The sequence below is a fragment of the Streptomyces seoulensis genome, from assembly GCF_022846655.1.
Classification (GTDB): Bacteria; Actinomycetota; Actinomycetes; order Streptomycetales; family Streptomycetaceae; genus Streptomyces.
Map to the genome: position 1 here is coordinate 5025809 of NZ_AP025667.1, position 20102 is coordinate 5045910.

The following is a 20102-nucleotide window of genomic DNA, read 5'->3' on the forward strand; positions in this document are numbered from 1 at the left end:
ATCGCCGGCAAGCGGAGGACGACCGTCGCCACGGGGGTGCCGGTGATCAACCGATCGTCCGCGCAGGAGGATTGACGCTCCGGTGAGCCAGCTCGTCATCAAGCGCCCGCCTCGCGCGCTGCCGCCCGAAGTGTCCTCGGAAGAGGTGCAATTGGAGGCTCCTCCCGAGCTGCCGCGCGGGCAGCAGGAGGGCATGCTGATGCAGGTCCTGCCGACTCTCGGCATGGGCTCCTCCGTGGTGTTCTACTTCGCATCCCCGAACGCCCATCCGTTCATGCGGATCATGGGTGTGGTCATGCTCGTGTCCACGGCGGCGATGGTGGTCTCGCAGATCGTCCGGCACCGTCGCGGTACGCAAGGGCAAATGGCCGACGTTCGCCGTGACTACCTCCGTTACCTCGCCCAGACGCGGCGCACGGTCCGTAAGACCGCACTGCGTCAGCGGGACGCCCAGCTCTATCTGCACCCCGCCCCCGAGCAGTTGTGGTCCCTGGTCGCCGAGGGCAGCCGGGTGTGGGAACGGCGCGTGGCGGACGAAGACTTCGGGCAGGTCCGGATCGGGCTGGGCCCGCAGCAGCTCGCCACTCCCCTGATGGCGCCGCAGACCGCGCCCGTGGACGAGCTGGAGCCGCTGTGCGCCGGTGCCATGCAGCGCTTCCTGTCGGTGCACGGCCAGTTGGACGGCCTGCCGGTGGCGCTGTCGCTGCGCGCCTTCTACCACGTGACGGTCTCCGGCGATCAGGAGCGCGCCCAGTCCGCCGCGCGTGCCCTGGTCGCGCAGGCGACGACCCTGCACTCCCCCGACGACCTGATCGTGGCCGTGGTGGCCTCGGGGGGCGCGGCGGAGCGCTGGGACTGGTCGAAGTGGCTGCCGCACTGCCAGTTGCCGGGCCAGTTCGACGGCGCGGGCACGCGTCGGCTGTTCAGCGACGACCTCGGTGAGCTGGAGCAGTTGCTCGCCGGCCGGCTGGAGGAGCGGCCCCGGTTCAGCCGGGGCGGGCAGCCGCTGCTGGACCAGCCGCACATCATGGTGGTGCTGGACGGCGGCATGGTGCCGCCCACGTCGGTGTTCGCGGCCGCGGAGGGCCTGCAGGGCGTGACGATCGTGGAGGTCGTCTCCGGCGAGCTGGACACCCCGCGCGGTGACCTCTCCATCGTGGTGCGCCCGGAGCGGCTGCGGCTGGACTCCGGTGGCGACGTGGCCTTCGAGGGCACGCCCGACGGGCTGTCGCTGCCCGGCGCCGAGGCGCTGGCCCGCCAGCTCGCCCCGCTGCGGATGGGCGGCGGGGACGACGACGAGCCGCTGCTCTCCAACCTGGACTTCACCGATCTGCTCGGTCTCGGGGACGCCGCCTCGGTGGACGTCCGGCGCACCTGGCGGCCGCGCTCCGTGCCGGAGCGGCTCCGGGTGCCGATCGGTGTCGGCGAGGACGGCCAGCCCGTGATGCTGGACCTGAAGGAGGCCGCGCAGGACGGCATGGGCCCGCACGGCCTGTGCGTGGGCGCGACCGGCTCGGGCAAGTCGGAGCTGCTGCGCACCCTGGTGCTGGGGCTCGCGGTCACGCACTCCTCGGAGACGCTGAACTTCGTCCTCGCGGACTTCAAGGGCGGCGCGACCTTCGCGGGCATGTCCCAGATGCCGCACGTCGCGGCCGTGATCACCAACCTGTCCGACGATCTCACCCTGGTCGACCGCATGGGCGACGCGATCCGCGGTGAACTCCAGCGCCGCCAGGAGCTGCTGCGGTCGGCGGGCAACTACGCCAACATCCACGACTACGAGAAGGCGCGCGCGGCGGGTGCCCCGCTGGAGCCGCTGGCCTCGCTCGTCCTGGTGATCGACGAGTTCAGTGAACTACTGACCGCCAAGCCCGATTTCATCGACATGTTCATCCAGATCGGCCGGATCGGCCGCTCCCTGGGCGTGCATCTGCTGCTCGCCTCGCAGCGGCTGGAGGAGGGCCGGCTGCGCGGTCTCGACACGTACCTGTCGTACCGGATCGGTCTGCGGACGTTCTCCGCGGCCGAGTCCCGCGCGGCGCTCGGTGTGCCGGACGCCTATCACCTGCCCTCGGTGCCCGGTTCCGGCTATCTGAAGTTCGGCACGGACGAGATGGTGCGCTTCAAGGCGGCCTACGTCTCGGGCACGTACCGCGCGGGCGGGGCCGAGGTCACGCAGGGCAGCGTGCCCGTCGAGCGCCGTCCGGCGCGGTTCACGGCGCTTCCGGTGCCGATGGCGTACGCAGCGTCCGATCCGGCCGAGGAGCGGGAGCGGGCCGCGCGCGCGGAGGACGACGCGCTGGCGGACACGGTGCTGGACGTGGTCGTCCAGCGCATCGAGGGCCAGGGCGTGCCCGCGCACCAGGTGTGGCTGCCCCCGCTGGACGAGGCGCCGGCGCTGGACCAGTTGCTGCCCGCGCTGTCGGTGTCCCCGGAGCGGGGCCTGCACGCGCCGGAGTACCGCTCGGGTGCGCTCGCGGTGCCGCTGGGCCTGATCGACAAGCCCTTCGAGCAGAAGCGCGAGGTGCTGTACCGGGACTTCTCCGGCGCGGCCGGTCACATGATGGTCGTCGGCGGCCCGCAGTCCGGTAAGTCGACGCTGCTGCGCTCGCTGGTCACCTCGTTCGCGCTGACGCACACCCCGCTGGAGACGCAGTTCTACTGCCTGGACTTCGGCGGCGGCGGCCTGGCCTCCCTCGCGGACCTCCCGCACGTGGGCGGGGTGGCGTCCCGGCTGGACCCGGAGCGGGTGCGCCGTACGGTCGCGGAGGTGGCGGGCATCCTCAACCGCCGTGAGCAGTTCTTCCGCACCAACGGCATCGACTCCGTCGCCACCTACCGCAGGCGCCGCGCGGCGGGCGAGCTGCCGGGCGAGGCGTGGGGGGACGTGTTCCTGGTCATCGACGGCTGGGGCAACTTCAAGACCGAGTACGAGGGCCTGGAGGGTGTCGTCAACGACATCGCGGGCCGGGGCCTCGGTTACGGCATCCACGTGGTCGTCTCCGCGTCGCGCTACATGGAGGTCCGCGCGGCCCTGAAGGACCAGATCCTGAGCCGGCTGGAGCTGCGCCTCGGCGACCCGATGGACTCCGAGTTCGACCGCAAGGTCGCGGTGAACGTCCCGGCGGGCGTGCCCGGCCGCGGTCAGGTCTCGGAGAAGCTGCACTTCATGACGGCGCTCCCCCGCATCGACGGCTCCTCGTCCGCGGGTGACCTGTCCGAGGCGACGGCCGCGCTGGTGCAGCGGGTCAAGGCCGACTGGCAGGGGCCCGCCGCCCCCACGGTGCGTCTGCTGCCGCGCAAGCTGCCGGCCGACCAGTTGCCCAAGGGCTTCGAGTTCCCGCAGGCGGGCATCGCCATCGGCATCGACGAGGCCAACCTGGAGCCGGTCTTCGTCGACCTGGACACCGACCCGTTCTTCCTGGTCTTCGGTGAGAGCGAGTCCGGCAAGACGAACCTGCTCCGGCTGATCGCCAAGCAGATCGCCGAGCGGTACACCCCGGCCGAGGCCCGCATCGTCGTCGGCGACTACCGGCGCACCATGCTGGAGGCGGTCCCGGAGGAGCACCTGCTCGAGTACGCGCCGATGGCCTCGGCGATGCAGGTCCACATGGACGCCATCCGGCAGTTCATGGAGATGCGGGCGCCGAAACCGGACATCACCCCGCAGCAGTTGCGCGACCGCAGTTGGTGGACCGGCCCGCAGCTCTTCGTCATCGTCGACGACTACGAGCTGGTGGCGACCAACTCCGGCAATCCGCTCGCCGCGCTGGTGGAGCACCTGCCGTTCGCGCGGGATGTCGGCGTGAAGTTCATCATCGCCCGCAGCCAGGCCGGCGCCTCGCGTGCCATGTACGAGTCGTTCATGCAGCGGGTGAAGGAGCTGGGCGCACAGGGCGTGGTCCTTTCGGGCGACCCCAGCGAGGGGGACATCCTCGGCACGGTACGGGCGCGTCCCATGCCGCCCGGCCGTGGCGTGTTCGTTTCGCGCAAGCGCGGAACGTCCCTAATTCAGCTGGGGTTGCTTCCGCAACGCCATTAGAGTGATCGATGCAATCCACAACCCGTTCCCGCGTTCGAACGAGCGAAGGAACGGGGATGACACGGGGAGAACGGGGAGGCGGCTGAGGTGAGTTCGGACGGGGGCGGCGTTGCCGCGGGTTCGGGCGGCGACGGTTCGGGTGGCCAGAAGGTGCCCGACACGGGGACGAGCTTCGACACCCTGGCGGGGGTCAATCCGGCCATGGCGCTGGACATCCAGCACAACGCCATGAAGAGCTTCAAGAAGCGGGTCGACGCACTGCTCGTCGAGCTGGACAAGTCGGAGGCGGCACCGGGCAAGGTCGGCGAGGACCGCCTGCCGCGCGCCCAGCTCGGCGCGTCCACCTTCAAGGAGGCGCAGTTCCTCCACGACTCGTACACCATCGTCCACGACGAGTTGGAGAACCTCTCGAAGGCGCTGAGCGCCCAGATCGAGAGCATGAGCCTCGCGGTACACGCTTCGCGCGTCGGCTACGCGAACCTGGATGAGGACATCAAGGCGCGGATGCGGGAGGTTAACGCTGAGGCGGAGAAGCACTATGACGCTGAGCGGGATCCGTATGCGCCGAAGAAGCCTGGTGAGGGCGCCCAGCCGCGTAAGGAGGATTGGTCTTGAGCGAGCAGCCTAAGCAGTCCGAGCCCAAGCTCAGCCGCACGGACTTCGAGTCCATGACGCACGAGCAGCTCGCGGCCATGTTGGCCTCCGCGGACATGACCTCTGCGGCTCACCTCTCTTCCAAGCTGTCCGACGCGGCGTCGACGATCAAAAACATCGGCGAAGACCTCATGAAGCACGTCAAGGACTTGGAATGGCAGGGCAAGGCCGGCGACGCCTTCCGTGATTGGGGCGGTCACACGGCCAGTGCCACGCTGCGGCTGAGCCAGTACGCCGGGGCGGCATCCGAGTGGATGGCAACGGTCTCAGAGGCCATCAACGCGGCGAAGCGTTCCATGCCGGACATCGCGGAGACCACCGACGCTAAAGCCGCCCTGGGGGACGCCCACAAGACGATCGACGCCGCGAAACAGCCGGGCGCACGTAACGACCCTGACGCCCGGAAGGCGGCGGAGACGGCACGCTCGCACGCGGACATCGCTCAGTCCAGGATCGACGCGGTGCGCCAGGAAGCGATCCAGCAGATGCGGCGGCTGGCGGGGACGTACGAGTACTCGGCCATGCAGGTGAACAGCATCACGCCGCCCACCTTCGCGCCGGCAGCGGGTCGGGCGGGGCCGGGCGACTGGTGGGTCAACGATCAGGGGCACTTGAGCGGGCCAACTGAGTATGTGAGTGGCGGCTCCTCAGGTGCGGCCAGCACGGCGGCCGTATCTAAGGGCGGCGTGCGATCTGCTGCGCTGCCACACATTTCGACAGGCCCTGTAATCGGAGCTCCGGGACATTCGAGCAGCCACGTATCTGTTCGCCCCGAGCCCGTGTCGTTGAACATCGACAGCGCCGACACTCTCCCTCGCACGTCGGCGCCGCCGCTCACTGCACCGTCGGCGGGTCCGGCGCTGCCGCCGCGTGAGGTGTCACCGACGGGGCTCCCGACCGGTTTGCCGCCGACCTTCACCGGAGGTGGCCGCACCCCCGGTACGACGTTGCCGTCGCGTGTACCGGGCATCGGCCGACTCCCGCAGATGCCCGGCCTGGCGAAGCCGATCGAAGGCATGCCTCGACCCCCTCGGGAGACGGGCATCGTCGGAGGCCGGCCGGTCAACGCAACTGGCCGCCCTGCGAACGGCATTCCGCGGGGAACCGTCATTGGGAGCGAGAACGGGCAGGGCCGCACTCCGCTCGGTCGCGCCATCTCTCCCGGCTCTGTCCAGGGAGCTCGGTCCACAGGAGGAATGGGCTCCGGGCGCCGACTCGCAGGCGAGACGGGTGGCGTCTCCGGTGGAGGCCCTGGCCAGCTGGGTCGATCCGGTAGTCGTCCCTTCACCTCGGGGGGTTCCGGACTTGTTCGCCCGCCGGTCAAGGGCGCCGAACAAGCGCAGGGCTCCCAGGTCGGCCGCACTGGCGCGGCAGGTCGGTCCGCAGACTCCCGCAAGTCGCAGGAGCAGCACGACAAGCGGCCGGACTACCTCGTGGAGGATGAGGAGACCTGGACCAGAGACGGGCGCCGGACTCTGCCTCCCGTGGTCGACTGAGTCCGCGCTCACCAACCCCAGGAAGGCACATGCGTACCAGAGGCATGCAGCGCTATCGAGTCATCTCCGTGGCTTCGGCCGCTCTCGGCCTGCTACTCGTCGGTCTCTCGGCCGGTCCCGCGCAGGCGGAGTCCATCCGGGCGCAGCAGTGGTACCTCGATGCCATGCACGCACCGGAGGTATGGAAGTCCAGTACGGGACGCGGAGTGACGGTGGCCGTCATCGACTCCGGGGTCGATGGCTCCCTTGCTGATCTCAAGGGCCAAGTCCTGGACGGGAAGGACTTCTCCACGTTGCGCGGCAACGAGCACACAGATGTCGCGGGCCACGGTACGTCCATGGCCGCGATCATCGCGGCGACGGGAGCACGCGGGGGACTGTCCGCTTCCTACGGTCTCGCGCCGGGAGCGAAGATCCTGCCCATCCGGATGCTGGACAGCCAAGAGGTCAGTGGTCGGATGGATGCCAATACGGAGTACTCGGAGAAGCTGACGCAGGCGATTCGCTACGCTGCCGATTCCAAGGCCCAGATCATCAACATGTCGCTTGCGCTGAGCGAATCACGCGGTCGCCACGACGTCGGCACTCCAGAGCTCGCGGCTGCCGTCAAGTACGCGCTGTCAAAGGGAAAGCTGCTCTTCGCGGGGGTCGGGAACAGGGGGGACAAGGAGAATCTTCCTTCCTACCCGGCCTCAACGCCTGGCGTTGTCGGCGTTGGAGCGGCGGACCAGAAGGCCAGGTTGGCTGCCTTCTCCCAGCGAGGACCTTCGGTGGACATGGTCGCGCCAGGCGTGGACATGGTGCATGCCTGTACCGGGGGTTCCCAGCTCTGCAAGTCGAAGGGCACCAGCGATGCGACCGCGATCGCTTCGGCCTCTGCCGCGCTGATCTGGTCCAAGCACCCCGACTGGACCAACAACCAGGTCCTCCGGGTCATGCTGAACACACTTAACAAGCCGGCAGACGGCGCGAAGCGGAATGACTTCATCGGCTACGGGGGCATCCGTCTACGGGCCGCGATGGACAATCCCGACCCCGGCCCGGCAGACGAATACCCACTCCCCGACCTGGCCGCCGCAGCCGCCAAGTCCCCCTCCCCCAAGGCGCCGAAGCCCACGGCCCCCGTGAAGCACGAGGAAGCGGCGCCGAAGTCGGACGACGGCGGGAACACACTCCTCTGGACCGGCACAGGCGTGGCAGCCGCGCTGCTGGTCGGCGCAGCGGCCGCCTTCGCGGTGTTCCGCTCCCGCCGCCGCACGGGCACAACCCCGCCGCCCCCTCCTGCCTATCCCCAGTACGTTCCGGCCCAGAGCCCGCACCAGCCCCCGGCGGACTCGCACCACCGCTCGGAGCAGAACCCATGAGTGGACGGGTCGGGAAGCCTGGCTCGCTCGTCTCATCGTCGGATTGAAGACTCATATGTCGTTTGATGAGATGTGGGGCCGTGCCCAGAATCGCACGCACGGAGGCAGCAGGTGAGTCGACACATTTTGCTCGCGCTTGGTGCGGCGTTGGCCGTATTGGCGTGCGCTGGCTGCGGCGTAGAAACGAAACCTTACGGCGAGGCGGCACTGAAAGACGCCTGCGAAGGGGTATTAGACACCAAAATGATCGCCGAAGCCAGAAAAAGTGACAACTTCGGCGATCTTCATGTTGCGGACGGGACGAGGTCCCACGCTTCTGCGGTGAAAACCATGCTGGAAGAGGATCACGCGGCTTACGCCTGCATCGTCGACGACAAGAGTTCTTCTAAGTCCGACTCCGGGGCGCTTTCCATCAAGTTCATTCCAGGACTCGGACCCCTGTTTTCTCCGGACGAGACACAGAGCTACGGCGGATACAGATCATCTAAACTAGGTAACGGCATGCAGGCCATAATCGAACCGGAGAGCGCCAGCGTCAATTTTCAGTGTGCCTCAAAAGACTGGATGCGTCCGCTTTCTGTCACCGGAAAATTTTACAGCGACTTCCCTCTGAGCTCCAGAGCGCGTTTCCAACCACTCTTCCAATCGTCGCTCAAGGTGGCGAAGATCCTCAAGTGCCAGAACGCGATCCAGTTCCCGGATCCCGCAGAGATGAAGTACCTGCCTCCCAAGAAGAAATAGAAAGCCAGCCATGTCATTCGATGCGATGTGGGGTCAGGCGCGGAGTACCGCTGCGGCCCGGCAGCAGAGCAGTATGCAGCTCAATCACGCGGATCCCTACCCCGGTATCACAACCGGTGGCGCCTCCGACTACACCGTCACCTCCCCGGATCTGAAGGCGGTCGGGAACGACGCGCAGGAGCTGTTCCACCACCTCGAGACCGACGCCTTCCACGCCGGCGCGACGACCAGCACTGCCTCGACCGAGCTGTCCGACGACGGTTTCAAGACGGGCTCGGCTCTATACACCGCCTGGGACACATGGCGTTCACAGGCCGAGGCGCTGCTCAGCGCTTGTGCGCACATCCACAACCACCTCGAGGACACGGTGTGGACGCACAAGAACCATGAGGAAACCCTCGTGACCAACCTTTCCGTCGAGAAGATCGACAAGCACTTCAAGTGAGGACCTGAGCATGGTCGCGTTCGACGATCTCCTCCATGCCCGCCTAGGCGGCATGCAGGACGCCGTGAACGACTGGTCGGAGACCGTCAAGAAGCTGAAGACGCTGCAGGAGAAGGCCGAGAACGGCATGCAGCGCAAGGCGGAGAAGGCGGACTGGAAGGGCCAGAACGCCGGCGTCACCCGCCCCTTCATCAAGAAGACCGCCAAGGAGTTCGGCGACGCGGCCAAGGAGGCCGAGAGCATCCGGAACATCCTTCGGGACGCCCTCGCCGAGTTCAAGGCCTCGAAAAAGAAGCTCGAGGAGATTGTCGACGCCGCTCCTGGCAAAGGGATGCGCATCGGCACCGATGGATCCATCAGCTACCTGATCCACCCTGACCGCCGCGGCAAGGACTACCACGGACCAGATCCGAAGCAAGCGGACTTCGACAAGGTCCACTCCGAGATGAAGGCCGCTCTCGACAGGGCTACCGAGGCGGACGAAGTGGCCTCCCGTGCACTGGTCACCCTGGTCGGCAAGGACGAGAACAACTTCTCCGGCACCGACTACCACTCCTTGAAGGACGCGAAGGCGGTCCAGGACGCCAAGGAGTTCGTCGCCCTTTCCAGGAAGGGCGCCCATGCTTCACCCAGTGAACTCGCCCACGCGAACCAACTCCTCAGGGAGCACAACGGCGACAGACTGTTCGCCGAGAAGGTGGCGACGGGCATGGGCGGCAAGGGCACCATGACCTACTGGGCCGCGATCGTCGACTCCCACCAGGGCAACATGCCCAAGAAGGAACTGGCCACCCTCAAGGATCTACAGAAGAACTTCAGCCTCACTCTCGCCGAAGCCACTCACTCCAAGAGTGCGCAGATGCAGCAGTGGAAGAAGGATGTGATCGACCTCGGCGACCGGCAGTTCATCACTGACCGGACCAAGGAGACCACCGGGCCGTTCGGCTTCCAGATCACGAGCAGCCTCATGCGGCATGGGGAATTCGACCAGAAGTTCCTGAACGACTACGGCGACAAGCTGATCGACTACGAGAAGAACACCAACGCCCCGCAGTTGTGGTCGCATGGCGGCCAGTACTACGACGCACTCAACTTTGGAGCGGCGAAGAACGACGGCGGCAGGGATCCCATGACTGGGTTCCTCGAAGCCCTGGGGCACAACCCGCATGCTTCCACCGAGTTCTTCCACGACAAGGAACACTTCAACTACCTCACCGGCGTGGAGACCAAGAAGGGCCCGGAGCCCAGGATCTGGCCGCAGGACAGCGCAAGCTTCGTTCCGAGCCCCGATCAGAAGCAAAAGCTACCCGGATTTGAGTCACTCGGACATGCGTTGGAGTCAGCAGTGACCGGCCACAACTATGAAGACGGGCCATCACGCAATACCTCAATCCATTCGGCCGAACAGGCTGAGATCATGAATCGCTTGGTGACCACCATGTCTAAGGACACCGATCTCGTTCGTGACGGGATGGCGGGGAGCCTCGGAAAGATCTCAGCGGAATACATGTCAGATATCCACAGAGCCTTTAACCCGGACAAGAGGGATTTGGATGCCTTGTTCCCGAACAGCGGGGTTGATTCTCAACTCAGAGAAGGCGATGTAACGCGCTTCCTGCATACCGTCGGCCGAGATCCGGATGGCTATGCGGCCGTCAACCTCGGGCAGCACCAGTACACCGCCAGTATCATCGACTTCCACTCCCAGCATCCAGATGTGTACGTCAACAGTCTCACTTCCCGTAATCCAGATGCAATGAAGAGTGCCGTTGCTACTTTCGCGGCGAACGCAGGCGAGATCGAGGGCGTCATCGGAGCAGGCCGCGCCTACGCACTGGAAAATAAAATTGTGGAAGGTGATGATAATTTCAACACTGCTCTAGGCAAGGCCGGAACCTGGGCCGGAAGTCTCGCCGGCATCGGGGTGGGCCTCGGAACAGCTCCATTCGCAGGCCCTTCCGGTACGATCGCTGGCGGCCTCCTGGGAACCGCGACCGGCGAAATCCTGAATGGGATTGTGGGGGCAAACAAGAACGATCACCTTGCCCACCAGGTGTACCGAAATGGAAGAGACTGGGAGGACTTGAAGATCGACACAGTAACCACGACTCAAGACTCCATCATGCTGACTAATCTGGGCCACAGCCGTGACGCCGGACTCTACATGAATGAAGCCTCCACGGCAGTCGAAGGCGGATTCGGTTCGGCACAAGACGACGTGGAAAGGTATTTCCAGGGCGAAGCACCGAAAATTCCGAAGAGCTCGAACGACTAGGACGGCGTGGACTCATAAATGGATCGAAAGTTCGGAACGAAGCAACTAGCAGCGGCAGTGGCAGCTGGTCTGGCAGTTGGTGGAGTTCTTACGTACGCCATTACGCAAGGCGCCTCTTCCACAGTTTCATCGGCATCTCTTAACGATGTCTGCTCGGATGTCATTTCGGGTCCCGGACCACGTAATGCCATGATCCGCACGATCGGTTCAGCTCAGGCCGTAAGCTCGCACTCTAGAACTTCCTCTCCGAGCGTTAGATACCGCTCATCCTGCATCGTTAAGGCTGATGGCCAGACCCCTCTGGTTGCGATCGCAGAGCTGGGGGACAACGGAGATTTCAAAGCATGGGAAGAATCGCTGGCCGCCAACGGAGACCTTGGGCCTTCCGGCGAAAGGAAGGAGTTTACCGTCAGCAGCAAAGGCCGAGGGGTCTCTGCCACCCGCTCCGCCGCCATCTATTTGAAATGCGACCCTGTAGATTCCAAGATCCAAGTTCCGCTGAACCTGAGCATTACTGTGTCCGGCACCAAGAGGGGCCCGTCGACACGCGCGGACCTGGCAGAAGTTGCACTTTCCTTTGCCAAGTACGCGCAGAGTTCAGCTCACTGCTCAGATCCAGCGTCCCTGCCCGCAGGGCCACCGAATCAACTCCGAGAATAGCGGAATAGTTTGTAACCAGCGATTATTCTGAAATCGATCAGGGTCCCGAAGTTCCTCCTGCGACCGGCCGCTGCAGGAGATCAACTCGTCACCGTGCATTTCCGGGAGACCGTGTCATCCTGAAGGCGAATCCTGAGTCCGAGAAAACATTTACGTACTGTCGGACCGGAGCCTCCACAACTTTCACAGGTCGGGTGGCCTCCATCTACTTCCACTGCCGCATGACGAGCCCGAAGAAGGACGTTTCCCTTCAGCTCGGCTGCAAGGGGACCAACCTCTCCAAGGGCGCGCCGGAGGCGGTTTCCGGGGTGTACGGTCCGCGCTGAATCGGTCTCGTTCGGGTGAAAGCCTGAGGGGCGCCACGCTTCAAGCGTGGCGCCCCTCAGCGAGTCACAGCCGGACTCAGCCCATCAGCATCCGGAACCGGGCCGCGTTGCCCTGGTCCGTGTCCTGGTAGCCGACGACCGAGTCGTCGAGGAGCTTGGCGATGCGGGCGAGCTTGTGGGTCATCTGGTCCATCTGCTCGTTGCTGTCGCGCTGGATGCCGGCGTAGGCGGTCTTCGCCTCGCCCTCCCAGGTCTCGGTGACGGCCTTGACCCGGCGCATCAGGGTCTCGAGCTGCTCGGACAGGTTCTTGGCCGTGCTGCGCACGTCGCTGGCGGCCTGGGTGACGGTGTCGTAATTGACGGCGGTGCGGTCTGCTGCGTAGCTCATGATGCGTCTCTCCCTCGTGGATACGGCCTGAGGATCAGGCGAGGTCCGTGATGCGGCTGGTGACCTGGTAGGAGTTGTCGACCTTGCGGATGTCGGAGATCCGCTCCTGCTCCTGGTCGGTGAACCCGCCGACGCTCGCGCGCATGGCCTCCTCCAGGTCGACGAGGTCGTCCTGGAGCTTCTTGAGGTTCTTGTTCACACCCTGCTGGACGGTGTCGAACTCCTTGCCCGCCGCGCCCTTCCAGCCGGCCTGGATCATGTCGACAACCCGGTTGAGGGACGTCACGCGCTCGCTCACCTGGTGGTGGAAGTCGCGGATGTCGTTGGCCAGACCGGTGAGCGCGTGTGCGCTGAGGTCAACGCCCGAAGCCATATCTGCTTGCCCTCCTCTTGGTGCGACGGTGACCTTCACCACCGCGACGGGTCCGCCGGAACCGAAGTCCCGGCCCTCCTGGCGGGCAAGACCTGCTGCGTGTTCACGCGCCGCGTGGCCGCAGCGTCGCACCGCCCCCGTGCGGTACCACAGTCGTGGCACCCGGAGCCACTCTAGTCATTTCGTCTGGCCCTTCCAACTGCAAAGTCGAGATACGGGAGTTCCGGCTGCCGGTACCGTGACGACCACTGTCACCACGGAGCGTTGAAACGCCGGGAAGGGGTCGCCGCGTCATGACGGAGACGGCTGAGGAGATGAAGGCGCGCAAGGACCGCGAGCGCGACGAGCTGTACGCCCTCGACATCTCCGGCGTCGAATGGCACTGCGCGCCGGGCGCCGAGGAGCACGAGGAACGGGTGGAGATCGCCTACCTCCCCGACGGTGCCGTGGCCATGCGGTCCTCGCTCGAGCCCGGCACCGTGCTGCGCTACACCGAGGCCGAGTGGCGCGCCTTCGTACTCGGCGCGCGTGACGGGGAGTTCGACCTGGAGCCGACGGAGCGGGAAGCCGTCTCCGAGTAGGGCCCACCGGCCGCGCGGAGGCGGGGGGGCACCTGGGTGCGACTCCCGCCTTCTCGCGTCACGTCACCTCAGTGCTGGAACCCCACCGATCCCACGCCCAGTACCGACAGCACCGGGCTCTTCGCGTCCTCGTCGTCGCGCTCCATCTCGCGGAGGCCGAAGAACACGTGCCCGTGCTCGTACGCGATCTGGGTCCGCTCCGGGTCGCTGAGGGCGCCCTCGTCGTCCTCCGGGAGGTGGAAGTAGAGGTACGGAGTCTCCTTGTCCGTACCGGAGTTCCACGCGACCACGGCGGCCGGCTGGACGGTGTCCATGCTGCGGCGGTAGAGGATCAGGTCGTCGCCGTCGGCGCGCAGCGGGACGACGTTCTGGAAGGCCCGTCCCTCGAACTTGCCCGTCGTGGTGCCCTTATGGACGTCGAAGGCGACGATGCGGTCGGCGGGCTGGTCGATGTCGGTGCTCTCCTCGGACATGGCGTAGAGGCGGCTCCGTCCGACGACCAGGCCGGGGCACTTGTCGAGCACGCCGAAGTACCCGGAGCCGCCGCACAGGGGCTCGTAGCCGGTCATCGAGATGGTGGCGTCCCGGTGGCCGTCGGCGCCGTCGAGGGTGATCAGGTCGGTGACGTCGATGTCCCCGGCCTCCACGGCCAGTACGGGCGGGTCCGCTGAGGGCAGGTAGACGCCCTGGACGCCCTTGGAGACCTGGTAGGTCCAGCGGGGCTTCCCGGTGCGGGCGTCCAGCTTCTGCACCCGGTAGGTGGCGTCGCCGGACCGGCCGCACCTGACCAGGGCGAGCAGCGCGCGGCCGCCCGCGTACCCCTGGTCCTGGCACTCGGCGCCGGTGGAGGCTCCCCACAGCTTCCTGCCGCTCGCCATGTCGTAGGCGACGGCGCCGTGGCCCCACGCGATGGCGACGACGCCCTTGGTGAGCGCGACGTTCGTGTTGGTGACGTAGGCGAAGTCGGCGGCCGGCATCGTGCGCTGCCACAGCTTCTTGCCGGTGTCCAGGTCGACGAGGACGACCTCGTCGCAGACGCCCTTGCCGGCCGAGGCACCGCTGTGGGGCGGCTGGACGACGACGGCGGTGCGGTGGTCGGCCGTCATGTCCCGGCTGGTGGCGCAGATGTGGCCGTCGAGCTTGAGGGACCAGGCCGTCTCGTCGTAGCCGGGTGAGAACTTGTAGCCCTCCAGACGGTCGGCCACGCCGCGTACGACGAGATTCCCGGTGGCCCACAGGCCAGGGCCGTAGCGGGTGTCCGAGGTGAGTTTCTCCTCGTCGTGCTGGACACCGAGCCGGCCCTCGACCGAAGCCGGGGTCTTCTCGTGCGTCTCGCGTACCTCGTCCGGCGCCTGCCGCACCGCCGCCGTGTTCTTCGGGTCATCGCCGGAGGAGGGCCAGAGGGCCACCGCGCCGATCACGAGGGCGCCGGCCACCACGGCCGCGGCCGCTCCTCCCAGGAGGCGTCCGCGGCGTACGGCTCGTGTCCTGTCCGCGGACCGGGCGGACTCGGTGTAGACGGACGGGGGCGGGCCGTAGCTCACGCGGCGGGGTCCTTCCGGCGGCGACGCAGGTCGCGCGTGACGATGGCCGTGCCCGCGATGACGGCGACGAGGACGACGGCGATGCCGAGCGCGTAGGTGGCGTAGCGCCGGTCGCGCTCCTCGGGGGACTCGGCCAGCGAGAAGGGGACCACGTCGGGCACGGGGGCCTTGGACAGGCCGGGGTCGGGTGTGGGGGTGGCGGGCGCGACGGCCCGGTCGGAATCCTGCACGGCGCGCACGGGGTCGACGACGCCCCAGCCGACGAAGTTGTCGTGGCCGTTGACCGAGCGTTCGGCGGTCTGCTCGATGCGGGTGATGATCTGGGCGGGGCTCCAGTCGCGGTGCTTCTCCTTCAGGAGGGCGGCGACGCCCGCGACGAAGGGGGCGGAGAAGCTGGTGCCGTTGTCGGTGCACTGGCCGCCGCCGGGGACGGTGGAGAGGATGTCGACGCCCGGCGCGGCGACGCCGACGAAGGAGCCGGCCTGGGAGAAGGCGGCGCGTTCGTTGTTGCGGTCCGAGGAGGCGACGGCGAGGACGCCGGGGAACGCGGCCGGGTAGGTGTTCTTGACCTTGCCGTCGAGGCCGTCGTTGCCCGCGGAGGCGACCACGACGGCGCCGTGCGCGATGGCCCGGCGTACGGCGCCGGCGAGCGCGGAGGTGCCGGAGAGCGGCTTGGTGGTGTCCTGGGAGATGTTGATGACGCCGGCGCCCTTGGCCACGGCGTGGTCGATCGCCTGGGCCATGGAGTCGGAATCGCCGCTGTTCTCCGCGTCGTTCTGCCGGATCGGGATGATGGTGGCGCCCGGGGCGATGCCGACGAAGCCGGTGCCCGCGCGGGGGCGGGCCGCGATGATGCCGGCGACCTTGGTGCCGTGTCCGACCTGGTCGTCGGTGGGGTCGGCGCCCTTGCCCTTGGTCAGGAAGTCGCGGCCCAGCGCCTTGTCGACGGCGGGCCCGAGCTGGGGGTTCTTGGTGTCGACGCCGGTGTCGATGACGGCCACCCGGACCCCCTTGCCCTTGCCGGTGCCCCGCCACAGCTCGTCGAGCAGGACGCGCTGGAGGAACCAGGGGGTGCCCTTGACGGTCTTGGCGGGGAAGGTGCACTCACCGCTGCCGTCCAGGTGGAGGGCGGGTGCGGGCGGGGCGGTGCCGAGGGTGGTCAGCAGTACGGCGGCGGTCAGCAGGGTTGCCTTCGCGGGCAGCACTCCTACGGCGCTCCTCATCATGTCGTCTTCGCGTGGGACGTGGTCTCACGAACCTTGCGGCTGGCGGGCGCCGTTGGTGTCGAGGCGGGGGCCCTTGGCGAGCAACTCGGACCAGTCGGCGGGCACCTTGGCGGGGCGGACGTTCTCGTAGCCGAGCTTGACCTGGGCCTCGCTGGGCTCAGGGGTGCCGTCGGAGGACTTCTTGGCCTGGGCGCCGATGTCGGAGGTGCGGCTGTCGCTGTCGCCGTTGTTCTGGACGGCGTAGCGCAGGCCGGTGTCGGTGACCAGGAAGAGGCCGCCCGCGGTGGTCGCGGTGCCCTGGCTCTGGGTGTAGAGCAGTCCGGTGCCGGGGGTGACGTAGGTGCTGGTGCCGTCGGCGGTGATCTCGGCAGGGTAGTCCTTGCCCGCCCAGGTGCTCAGGGTGGTGGTGTTGTCGCCGGAGACCTGGCGGAGCACGCTGCACACGGTGTCGCGGCCGGAGGCCGAGTCGGCGGCGTTGACCTGGTCCGCGCGCAGCCGGGGCCAGTCGGTGGGCTGTCCGGCGAAGGGGGCCGGGTCGGCGGTGAAGTCCTGGAGCCCGACGCTGCGGGCCTGGCTGTTCATGTTGAGCTTGCCGGTCTGGGGCGAGGTGATGAGCAGCCAGGCGGTGAAGTCGCTGATGGGCTGCACCTTGCCGGGCAGGACGACGTAGTGCCTGGTGCCCTCGCCGGTCTCGGCCTTCAGGACCATTCCGACCCTGTTCTCCTCGGGGGAGAGCTGGCCGGGCACCCCGGCGGGGGCGCCGACGTTCGCGGGGAGCCGGGGGAAGCTGATGGGGGCGCCCTGGTGGAGGGTGGCGAGCCATTCCTTGGTGACCGTCTGGGGCTGCTTCGTGCCGACGAGGGCGTTGGTCAGCAGGTCGTTCTCCGTGCCGGTGAGGGCGTACGCGGTGCCGTGGGCGTCGACGAGGTATCGGGCGCCGGTGCGGGTCTTGACGTAGAGCACGTCACCGCCGTGGAGGCGGCCCGCGCCGTCCGTCTTCGGGGCGTCCCGCGTGGCGAGGACGAAGGTGGCCTGCTGGACGGTCTCGCCCTTGCCGCCGGGCTGTTGGCACACGGCCCAGCGCTTGGCGGTGCCCGCGTCGTCGGCGGCGGGGAGCCGGTCGGGGGCGTAGGGGATGCCGAGGATGGGGCCGCGGGACAGCTTGCCGGAGTCGAGGATCTTGTCGCTGACCTGGATGACCTGGTAGCCGGCGTCGTTCATCAGCAGGCGGGCGGAGGCGAGGTTGAGCACCGGGTGCAGCCGGGTCGTCTTCCCGGTCTTGAGGACGACGTACCGGGTGGTGGACTGCTTGCCGACGATGACACGGGTGCCGGGCTCGTCCCAGCCGGAGGGCGCGGTGGGCTGGAACATGCCCCAGGCGCCGAAGACGGCCAGCGTCAGCGCGCCCGCGACCAGCGTCGGGACGAGGGCGCGCAGCGGCTTGGGGGCGCCTTCCTCGGTCCCGGACGGCGACGGCTGGAGAAAGGCCGCGAGGGTGCGCCTCTTCGCAAACGTGTAGGCGTTGAGTTCATCCCGCCGTGATGCCATAAGTGCCTGCTTCTCCCCGTTGTCGCAGTGGCGGGCACCGGTCCCGCGCCGCGATGTCAGACCGGCCCTCTACTATGCATGGTGGCCGCCGGTGCTGGTGGAGCGGGTAGGGTACCGGGGCCTTCGAGGGGCCCGAATGGGATGCCGGGACCTGTGAGTTGTGAGTGATACGGGGGGATTCGGTGATGGCTTCCGGTACGCGGTCGCGCTTGCGGGGCCGGGCACGGGCCGAGGACCCTCGCGCGCCCGGCCCCGGGCAGGGTGACGGTCCGGCGGGTGCGCAGGCTCCGCCGGCCGCCGGCGGGGCCCACTTCCGCACGACGGGTGGGCAGGTCGGATCGTTTCGCCTGCAACGGCTCGTACTTCTGGAGCTGGCCGTCGCCGTCCTGGTCGTCGGCTGGGTGATCTCGCCCTTCGCGCTGGCACCCGCGGGTCTGGTGGCGGTGGCCCTGGTGCTGCTGGCCGTGGTGCGCCGACGGGGACGCACGCTTCCCGAATGGCTGGTCACCGCGCGGGCGTTGCGGGCGCGTCAACAGCGCGCCAGGAACACACCCGTCCCGCCGGGCACGGAGCCCGCGCTGGTCCCCGCGCTCGAATGCGAACCCGCGCTGCGGACGTACTCGTACGGGGGACGGGACCGGAGGCCGGTCGGGATGGCCGGTGACGGCACGTTCCTCACCGCGGTGCTCCAGGTGGAGGCCGACGCGACGGCGCTGCGCGCGGACCGCAACCACCAGCCGCTCCCCCTCGCCCTGGTGCGGGACGCGCTGGAGGTCGACGGCATCCGGCTGGAGTCGGCCCAGGTGGTGCTGCACACCCAGCCCGCGCCCGCGCTGCATCTGCCCCAGCAGTCGGTGGCCGTCGCCAACTACCTGCCGCTGCAGGAGCAGACGGGCGCTCCTGCGGTGCGGATCACCTGGATCGCGCTGAAGCTCGATCCCGAGCTGTGCGCGGAGGCCGTGGCCGCGCGCGGGGGCGGGCTCGCGGGGGCGCAGAAGTGCGTGACACGGGTCGCGGACCATCTGGCGAGCCGTCTGACGGGCGCCGGCATGCGGGCGACCATCCTCGACGAGGAGGAGCTGATCGGCGCGCTCGCCACCTCCGCCTGCGCCAACCCGCTGGTCACGGCCGAGGCCGGGCGCGGTGAGCGGCGCGAGCGGCGTACGGAGGAGTCCGGGCGCGGCTGGCGGTGCGACAACCGGCGGCACACCACGTACTGGATAAGGCGCTGGCCGCGACTGGGCGGTGAGCGGGGCGAGACGCTGCCTCAGTTCGTCGCGCTGGTCACGGCGACCCCGGCTCTGGCCACCACCTTCAGCCTCACGCTCGCGCGGGCGGAGCGGCAGGAGGTGTCGCTGACCGGTCATCTGCGGGTGACGGGGCGCAGTGACGACGAACTCGTGGCCGCGCGCCGTTCGCTGGAGGGCGCGGCCCGGCATGCCGGTGCGGCTCTCGCCCGGCTGGATCGTGAGCAACTGCCGGGCATGCTGGCCACGTTGCCCCTGGGAGGCGCGCGATGACGAGGACACAGACGGCCACCGCTCCGCAGGCGGAGGCCACGCGGGCGGTGTCCGGGCTGCGCCGGGCCGGCGAGCGGCTTCGGCAGGGGTTCGGGCTGCTCGGCCCCCGGCACGGCCGGCATCTCCTGCCCGCCGCGCGACTGGACGAGCTGGCGCTGCCCATCGGGGACGACGGCGTCGTGGCCGGGGTGGACACCGAGGGCCGTCCGGCGGTGCTGGGCGTCAACCGGCCCACTCCGTACGACGTGGTGCTGATCGGCGGCCTGTGGACGGCCCAGGTGCTGGCGCTGCGCACGGCGGCGACGGGTGCGCGGGTCGCGGTGGAGACCGGCCGGCCGCAGTCGTGGATGCAGATGGTGCACGCCATGGGCGGCGGGCAGAACGGGCTCTCGGTGTACGAGGTGGGCCGGGTGCCGCCGCAGGGCGCGTCCGCGGGCACGCCGGTGCTGGTGGTGCGGGACTGCGGGATGCGGCCGCCGCGCGGGCGGGTCGCGGCGGGCCCCTGGCAGTCGGTGGTGACGCTGCTGCCGTATCTCAGCCCGGTCGCGCCCCGGTTGCTGCGCCAGGCGCGGCTCACCGGCATCCAGCGGGTCTCGCCGGACGAGGCGGCCGAGCTGGGGCGCACGATGGGATTGTCGCCGACCGAGGTCGAGTCGTTGCCGGCGCTGCCCGACGGGGTGACCCTGTGGTGCACTGACCGGGACCGGCAGTACGTGCTGACGCAGCCCACCGATGCCGAGATCGGGCTGCTGGGCAACCCGCGCCGGATGGACTGAACCGACCTTTCTCGCCCGCTTTGTTCGCATTCTGCGCGTTCCGAGGGTCAACCGGGCCTGCCGGGGTGGGGCTCGTGGTGATTAGGCTGGGTGCGGGCGTGATGCCAGAACCCGTGGACGGGCGCCGTCCCTGGGGGGAGGAC

15 protein-coding genes are annotated in these 20102 nt (G+C 68.2%); 10 read left to right on the forward strand and 5 right to left on the reverse strand.

The window, feature by feature from the left end; genetic code table 11:
- Positions 1–82 precede the first annotated feature (82 nt).
- The 7 genes from eccCa (at position 83) to HEK131_RS23120 (ending at position 11017) form a co-directional block, all read left to right on the forward strand.
- Entirely contained in the window at positions 83–4042 is a 3960-nt protein-coding gene (gene eccCa / locus HEK131_RS23090; RefSeq protein WP_244336867.1) for a type VII secretion protein EccCa, read from the forward strand.
- An 87-nt stretch (positions 4043–4129) separates the two neighbouring features.
- Positions 4130–4657 carry a hypothetical protein gene (locus HEK131_RS23095; RefSeq protein ID WP_244336869.1) on the forward strand — a complete coding sequence of 176 codons (528 nt, stop codon included), beginning with the start codon at positions 4130–4132 and terminating at the stop codon, positions 4655–4657.
- Positions 4654–6192: a WXG100 family type VII secretion target gene (locus HEK131_RS23100; protein WP_244336871.1), complete on the forward strand. Its 1539-nt coding sequence runs from the start codon at positions 4654–4656 to the stop codon at positions 6190–6192. The genes HEK131_RS23095 and HEK131_RS23100 overlap by 4 nt, the downstream gene beginning before the upstream one ends.
- 29 nt (positions 6193–6221) lie before the next feature.
- On the forward strand, positions 6222–7556 hold the full coding sequence (gene mycP, locus HEK131_RS23105; RefSeq protein ID WP_244336873.1) for a type VII secretion-associated serine protease mycosin: 1335 nt from the start codon (positions 6222–6224) through the stop codon (positions 7554–7556).
- Between the two features lie 111 nt (positions 7557–7667).
- Positions 7668–8297, forward strand: a complete 630-nt coding sequence (locus tag HEK131_RS23110) for a hypothetical protein (RefSeq protein WP_244336874.1) — start codon at positions 7668–7670, stop codon at positions 8295–8297.
- Between the two features lie 10 nt (positions 8298–8307).
- On the forward strand, positions 8308–8742 hold the full coding sequence (locus HEK131_RS23115; RefSeq protein ID WP_244336875.1) for a hypothetical protein: 435 nt from the start codon (positions 8308–8310) through the stop codon (positions 8740–8742).
- Positions 8743–8752: 10 nt separating this feature from the next.
- Positions 8753–11017, forward strand: coding sequence for a ribosome-recycling factor (locus HEK131_RS23120; RefSeq protein WP_244336876.1), 2265 nt, complete (start codon positions 8753–8755; stop codon positions 11015–11017).
- Between the two features lie 1062 nt (positions 11018–12079).
- On the opposite strand, the gene HEK131_RS23125 is transcribed toward HEK131_RS23120, so the two are convergent.
- Entirely contained in the window at positions 12080–12391 is a 312-nt protein-coding gene (locus HEK131_RS23125; RefSeq protein WP_244336877.1) for a WXG100 family type VII secretion target, read from the reverse strand.
- A 34-nt stretch (positions 12392–12425) separates the two neighbouring features.
- On the reverse strand, positions 12426–12764 hold the full coding sequence (locus HEK131_RS23130) for a WXG100 family type VII secretion target (RefSeq protein ID WP_161150876.1): 339 nt from the start codon (positions 12762–12764) through the stop codon (positions 12426–12428).
- Positions 12765–13057: 293 nt separating this feature from the next.
- On the opposite strand from HEK131_RS23130, the gene HEK131_RS23135 reads away from it, so the two are divergent.
- The gene (locus HEK131_RS23135) at positions 13058–13345 is read left to right on the forward strand and encodes a DUF397 domain-containing protein (protein ID WP_244336878.1); all 288 of its coding nucleotides are present in this window, start codon (positions 13058–13060) and stop codon (positions 13343–13345) included.
- 68 nt (positions 13346–13413) lie between these two features.
- Here HEK131_RS23135 and HEK131_RS23140 read toward each other — a convergent pair whose 3' ends face one another.
- From HEK131_RS23140 to eccB, 3 genes are read right to left on the reverse strand one after another with little or no spacing between them, the layout of a single operon-like run.
- Positions 13414–14889 carry a PQQ-binding-like beta-propeller repeat protein gene (locus HEK131_RS23140; RefSeq protein ID WP_244336879.1) on the reverse strand — a complete coding sequence of 492 codons (1476 nt, stop codon included), beginning with the start codon at positions 14887–14889 and terminating at the stop codon, positions 13414–13416.
- Entirely contained in the window at positions 14886–16112 is a 1227-nt protein-coding gene (gene mycP / locus HEK131_RS23145) for a type VII secretion-associated serine protease mycosin (protein ID WP_217461002.1), read from the reverse strand. The genes HEK131_RS23140 and mycP (HEK131_RS23145) overlap by 4 nt, the downstream gene beginning before the upstream one ends.
- A gap of 27 nt (positions 16113–16139) precedes the next feature.
- Positions 16140–17663: a type VII secretion protein EccB gene (gene eccB / locus HEK131_RS23150; protein WP_244336881.1), complete on the reverse strand. Its 1524-nt coding sequence runs from the start codon at positions 17661–17663 to the stop codon at positions 16140–16142.
- A 185-nt stretch (positions 17664–17848) separates the two neighbouring features.
- Between eccB and eccE the strand changes: the two genes are divergently transcribed.
- Together eccE and HEK131_RS23160 are read left to right on the forward strand one after the other, a co-directional pair.
- Complete coding sequence (gene eccE / locus HEK131_RS23155; protein ID WP_244336882.1) at positions 17849–19183, forward strand: type VII secretion protein EccE; 1335 nt, start codon at positions 17849–17851, stop codon at positions 19181–19183.
- A complete protein-coding gene (locus HEK131_RS23160) occupies positions 19180–19959 on the forward strand; it encodes a hypothetical protein (RefSeq protein ID WP_244336883.1) in 780 nt (259 codons plus the stop codon). The genes eccE and HEK131_RS23160 overlap by 4 nt, the downstream gene beginning before the upstream one ends.
- Positions 19960–20102: the final 143 nt, after the last annotated feature.

What these genes read in the sequence shown, in the direction of transcription:
- mycP (WP_217461002.1), bottom strand. Translation starts at nt 16,112, where the DNA reads ATGAGGAGCGCCGTAGGAGTGCTGCCCGCGAAGGCAACCCTGCTGACC.
- eccB (WP_244336881.1), bottom strand. Translation starts at nt 17,663, where the DNA reads ATGGCATCACGGCGGGATGAACTCAACGCCTACACGTTTGCGAAGAGG.
- HEK131_RS23125 (WP_244336877.1), bottom strand. Translation starts at nt 12,391, where the DNA reads ATGAGCTACGCAGCAGACCGCACCGCCGTCAATTACGACACCGTCACC.
- HEK131_RS23115 (WP_244336875.1), top strand. Translation starts at nt 8,308, where the DNA reads ATGTCATTCGATGCGATGTGGGGTCAGGCGCGGAGTACCGCTGCGGCC.
- HEK131_RS23160 (WP_244336883.1), top strand. Translation starts at nt 19,180, where the DNA reads ATGACGAGGACACAGACGGCCACCGCTCCGCAGGCGGAGGCCACGCGG.
- HEK131_RS23130 (WP_161150876.1), bottom strand. Translation starts at nt 12,764, where the DNA reads ATGGCTTCGGGCGTTGACCTCAGCGCACACGCGCTCACCGGTCTGGCC.
- mycP (WP_244336873.1), top strand. Translation starts at nt 6,222, where the DNA reads ATGCGTACCAGAGGCATGCAGCGCTATCGAGTCATCTCCGTGGCTTCG.
- eccE (WP_244336882.1), top strand. Translation starts at nt 17,849, where the DNA reads ATGGCTTCCGGTACGCGGTCGCGCTTGCGGGGCCGGGCACGGGCCGAG.
- HEK131_RS23135 (WP_244336878.1), top strand. Translation starts at nt 13,058, where the DNA reads ATGACGGAGACGGCTGAGGAGATGAAGGCGCGCAAGGACCGCGAGCGC.
- HEK131_RS23120 (WP_244336876.1), top strand. Translation starts at nt 8,753, where the DNA reads ATGGTCGCGTTCGACGATCTCCTCCATGCCCGCCTAGGCGGCATGCAG.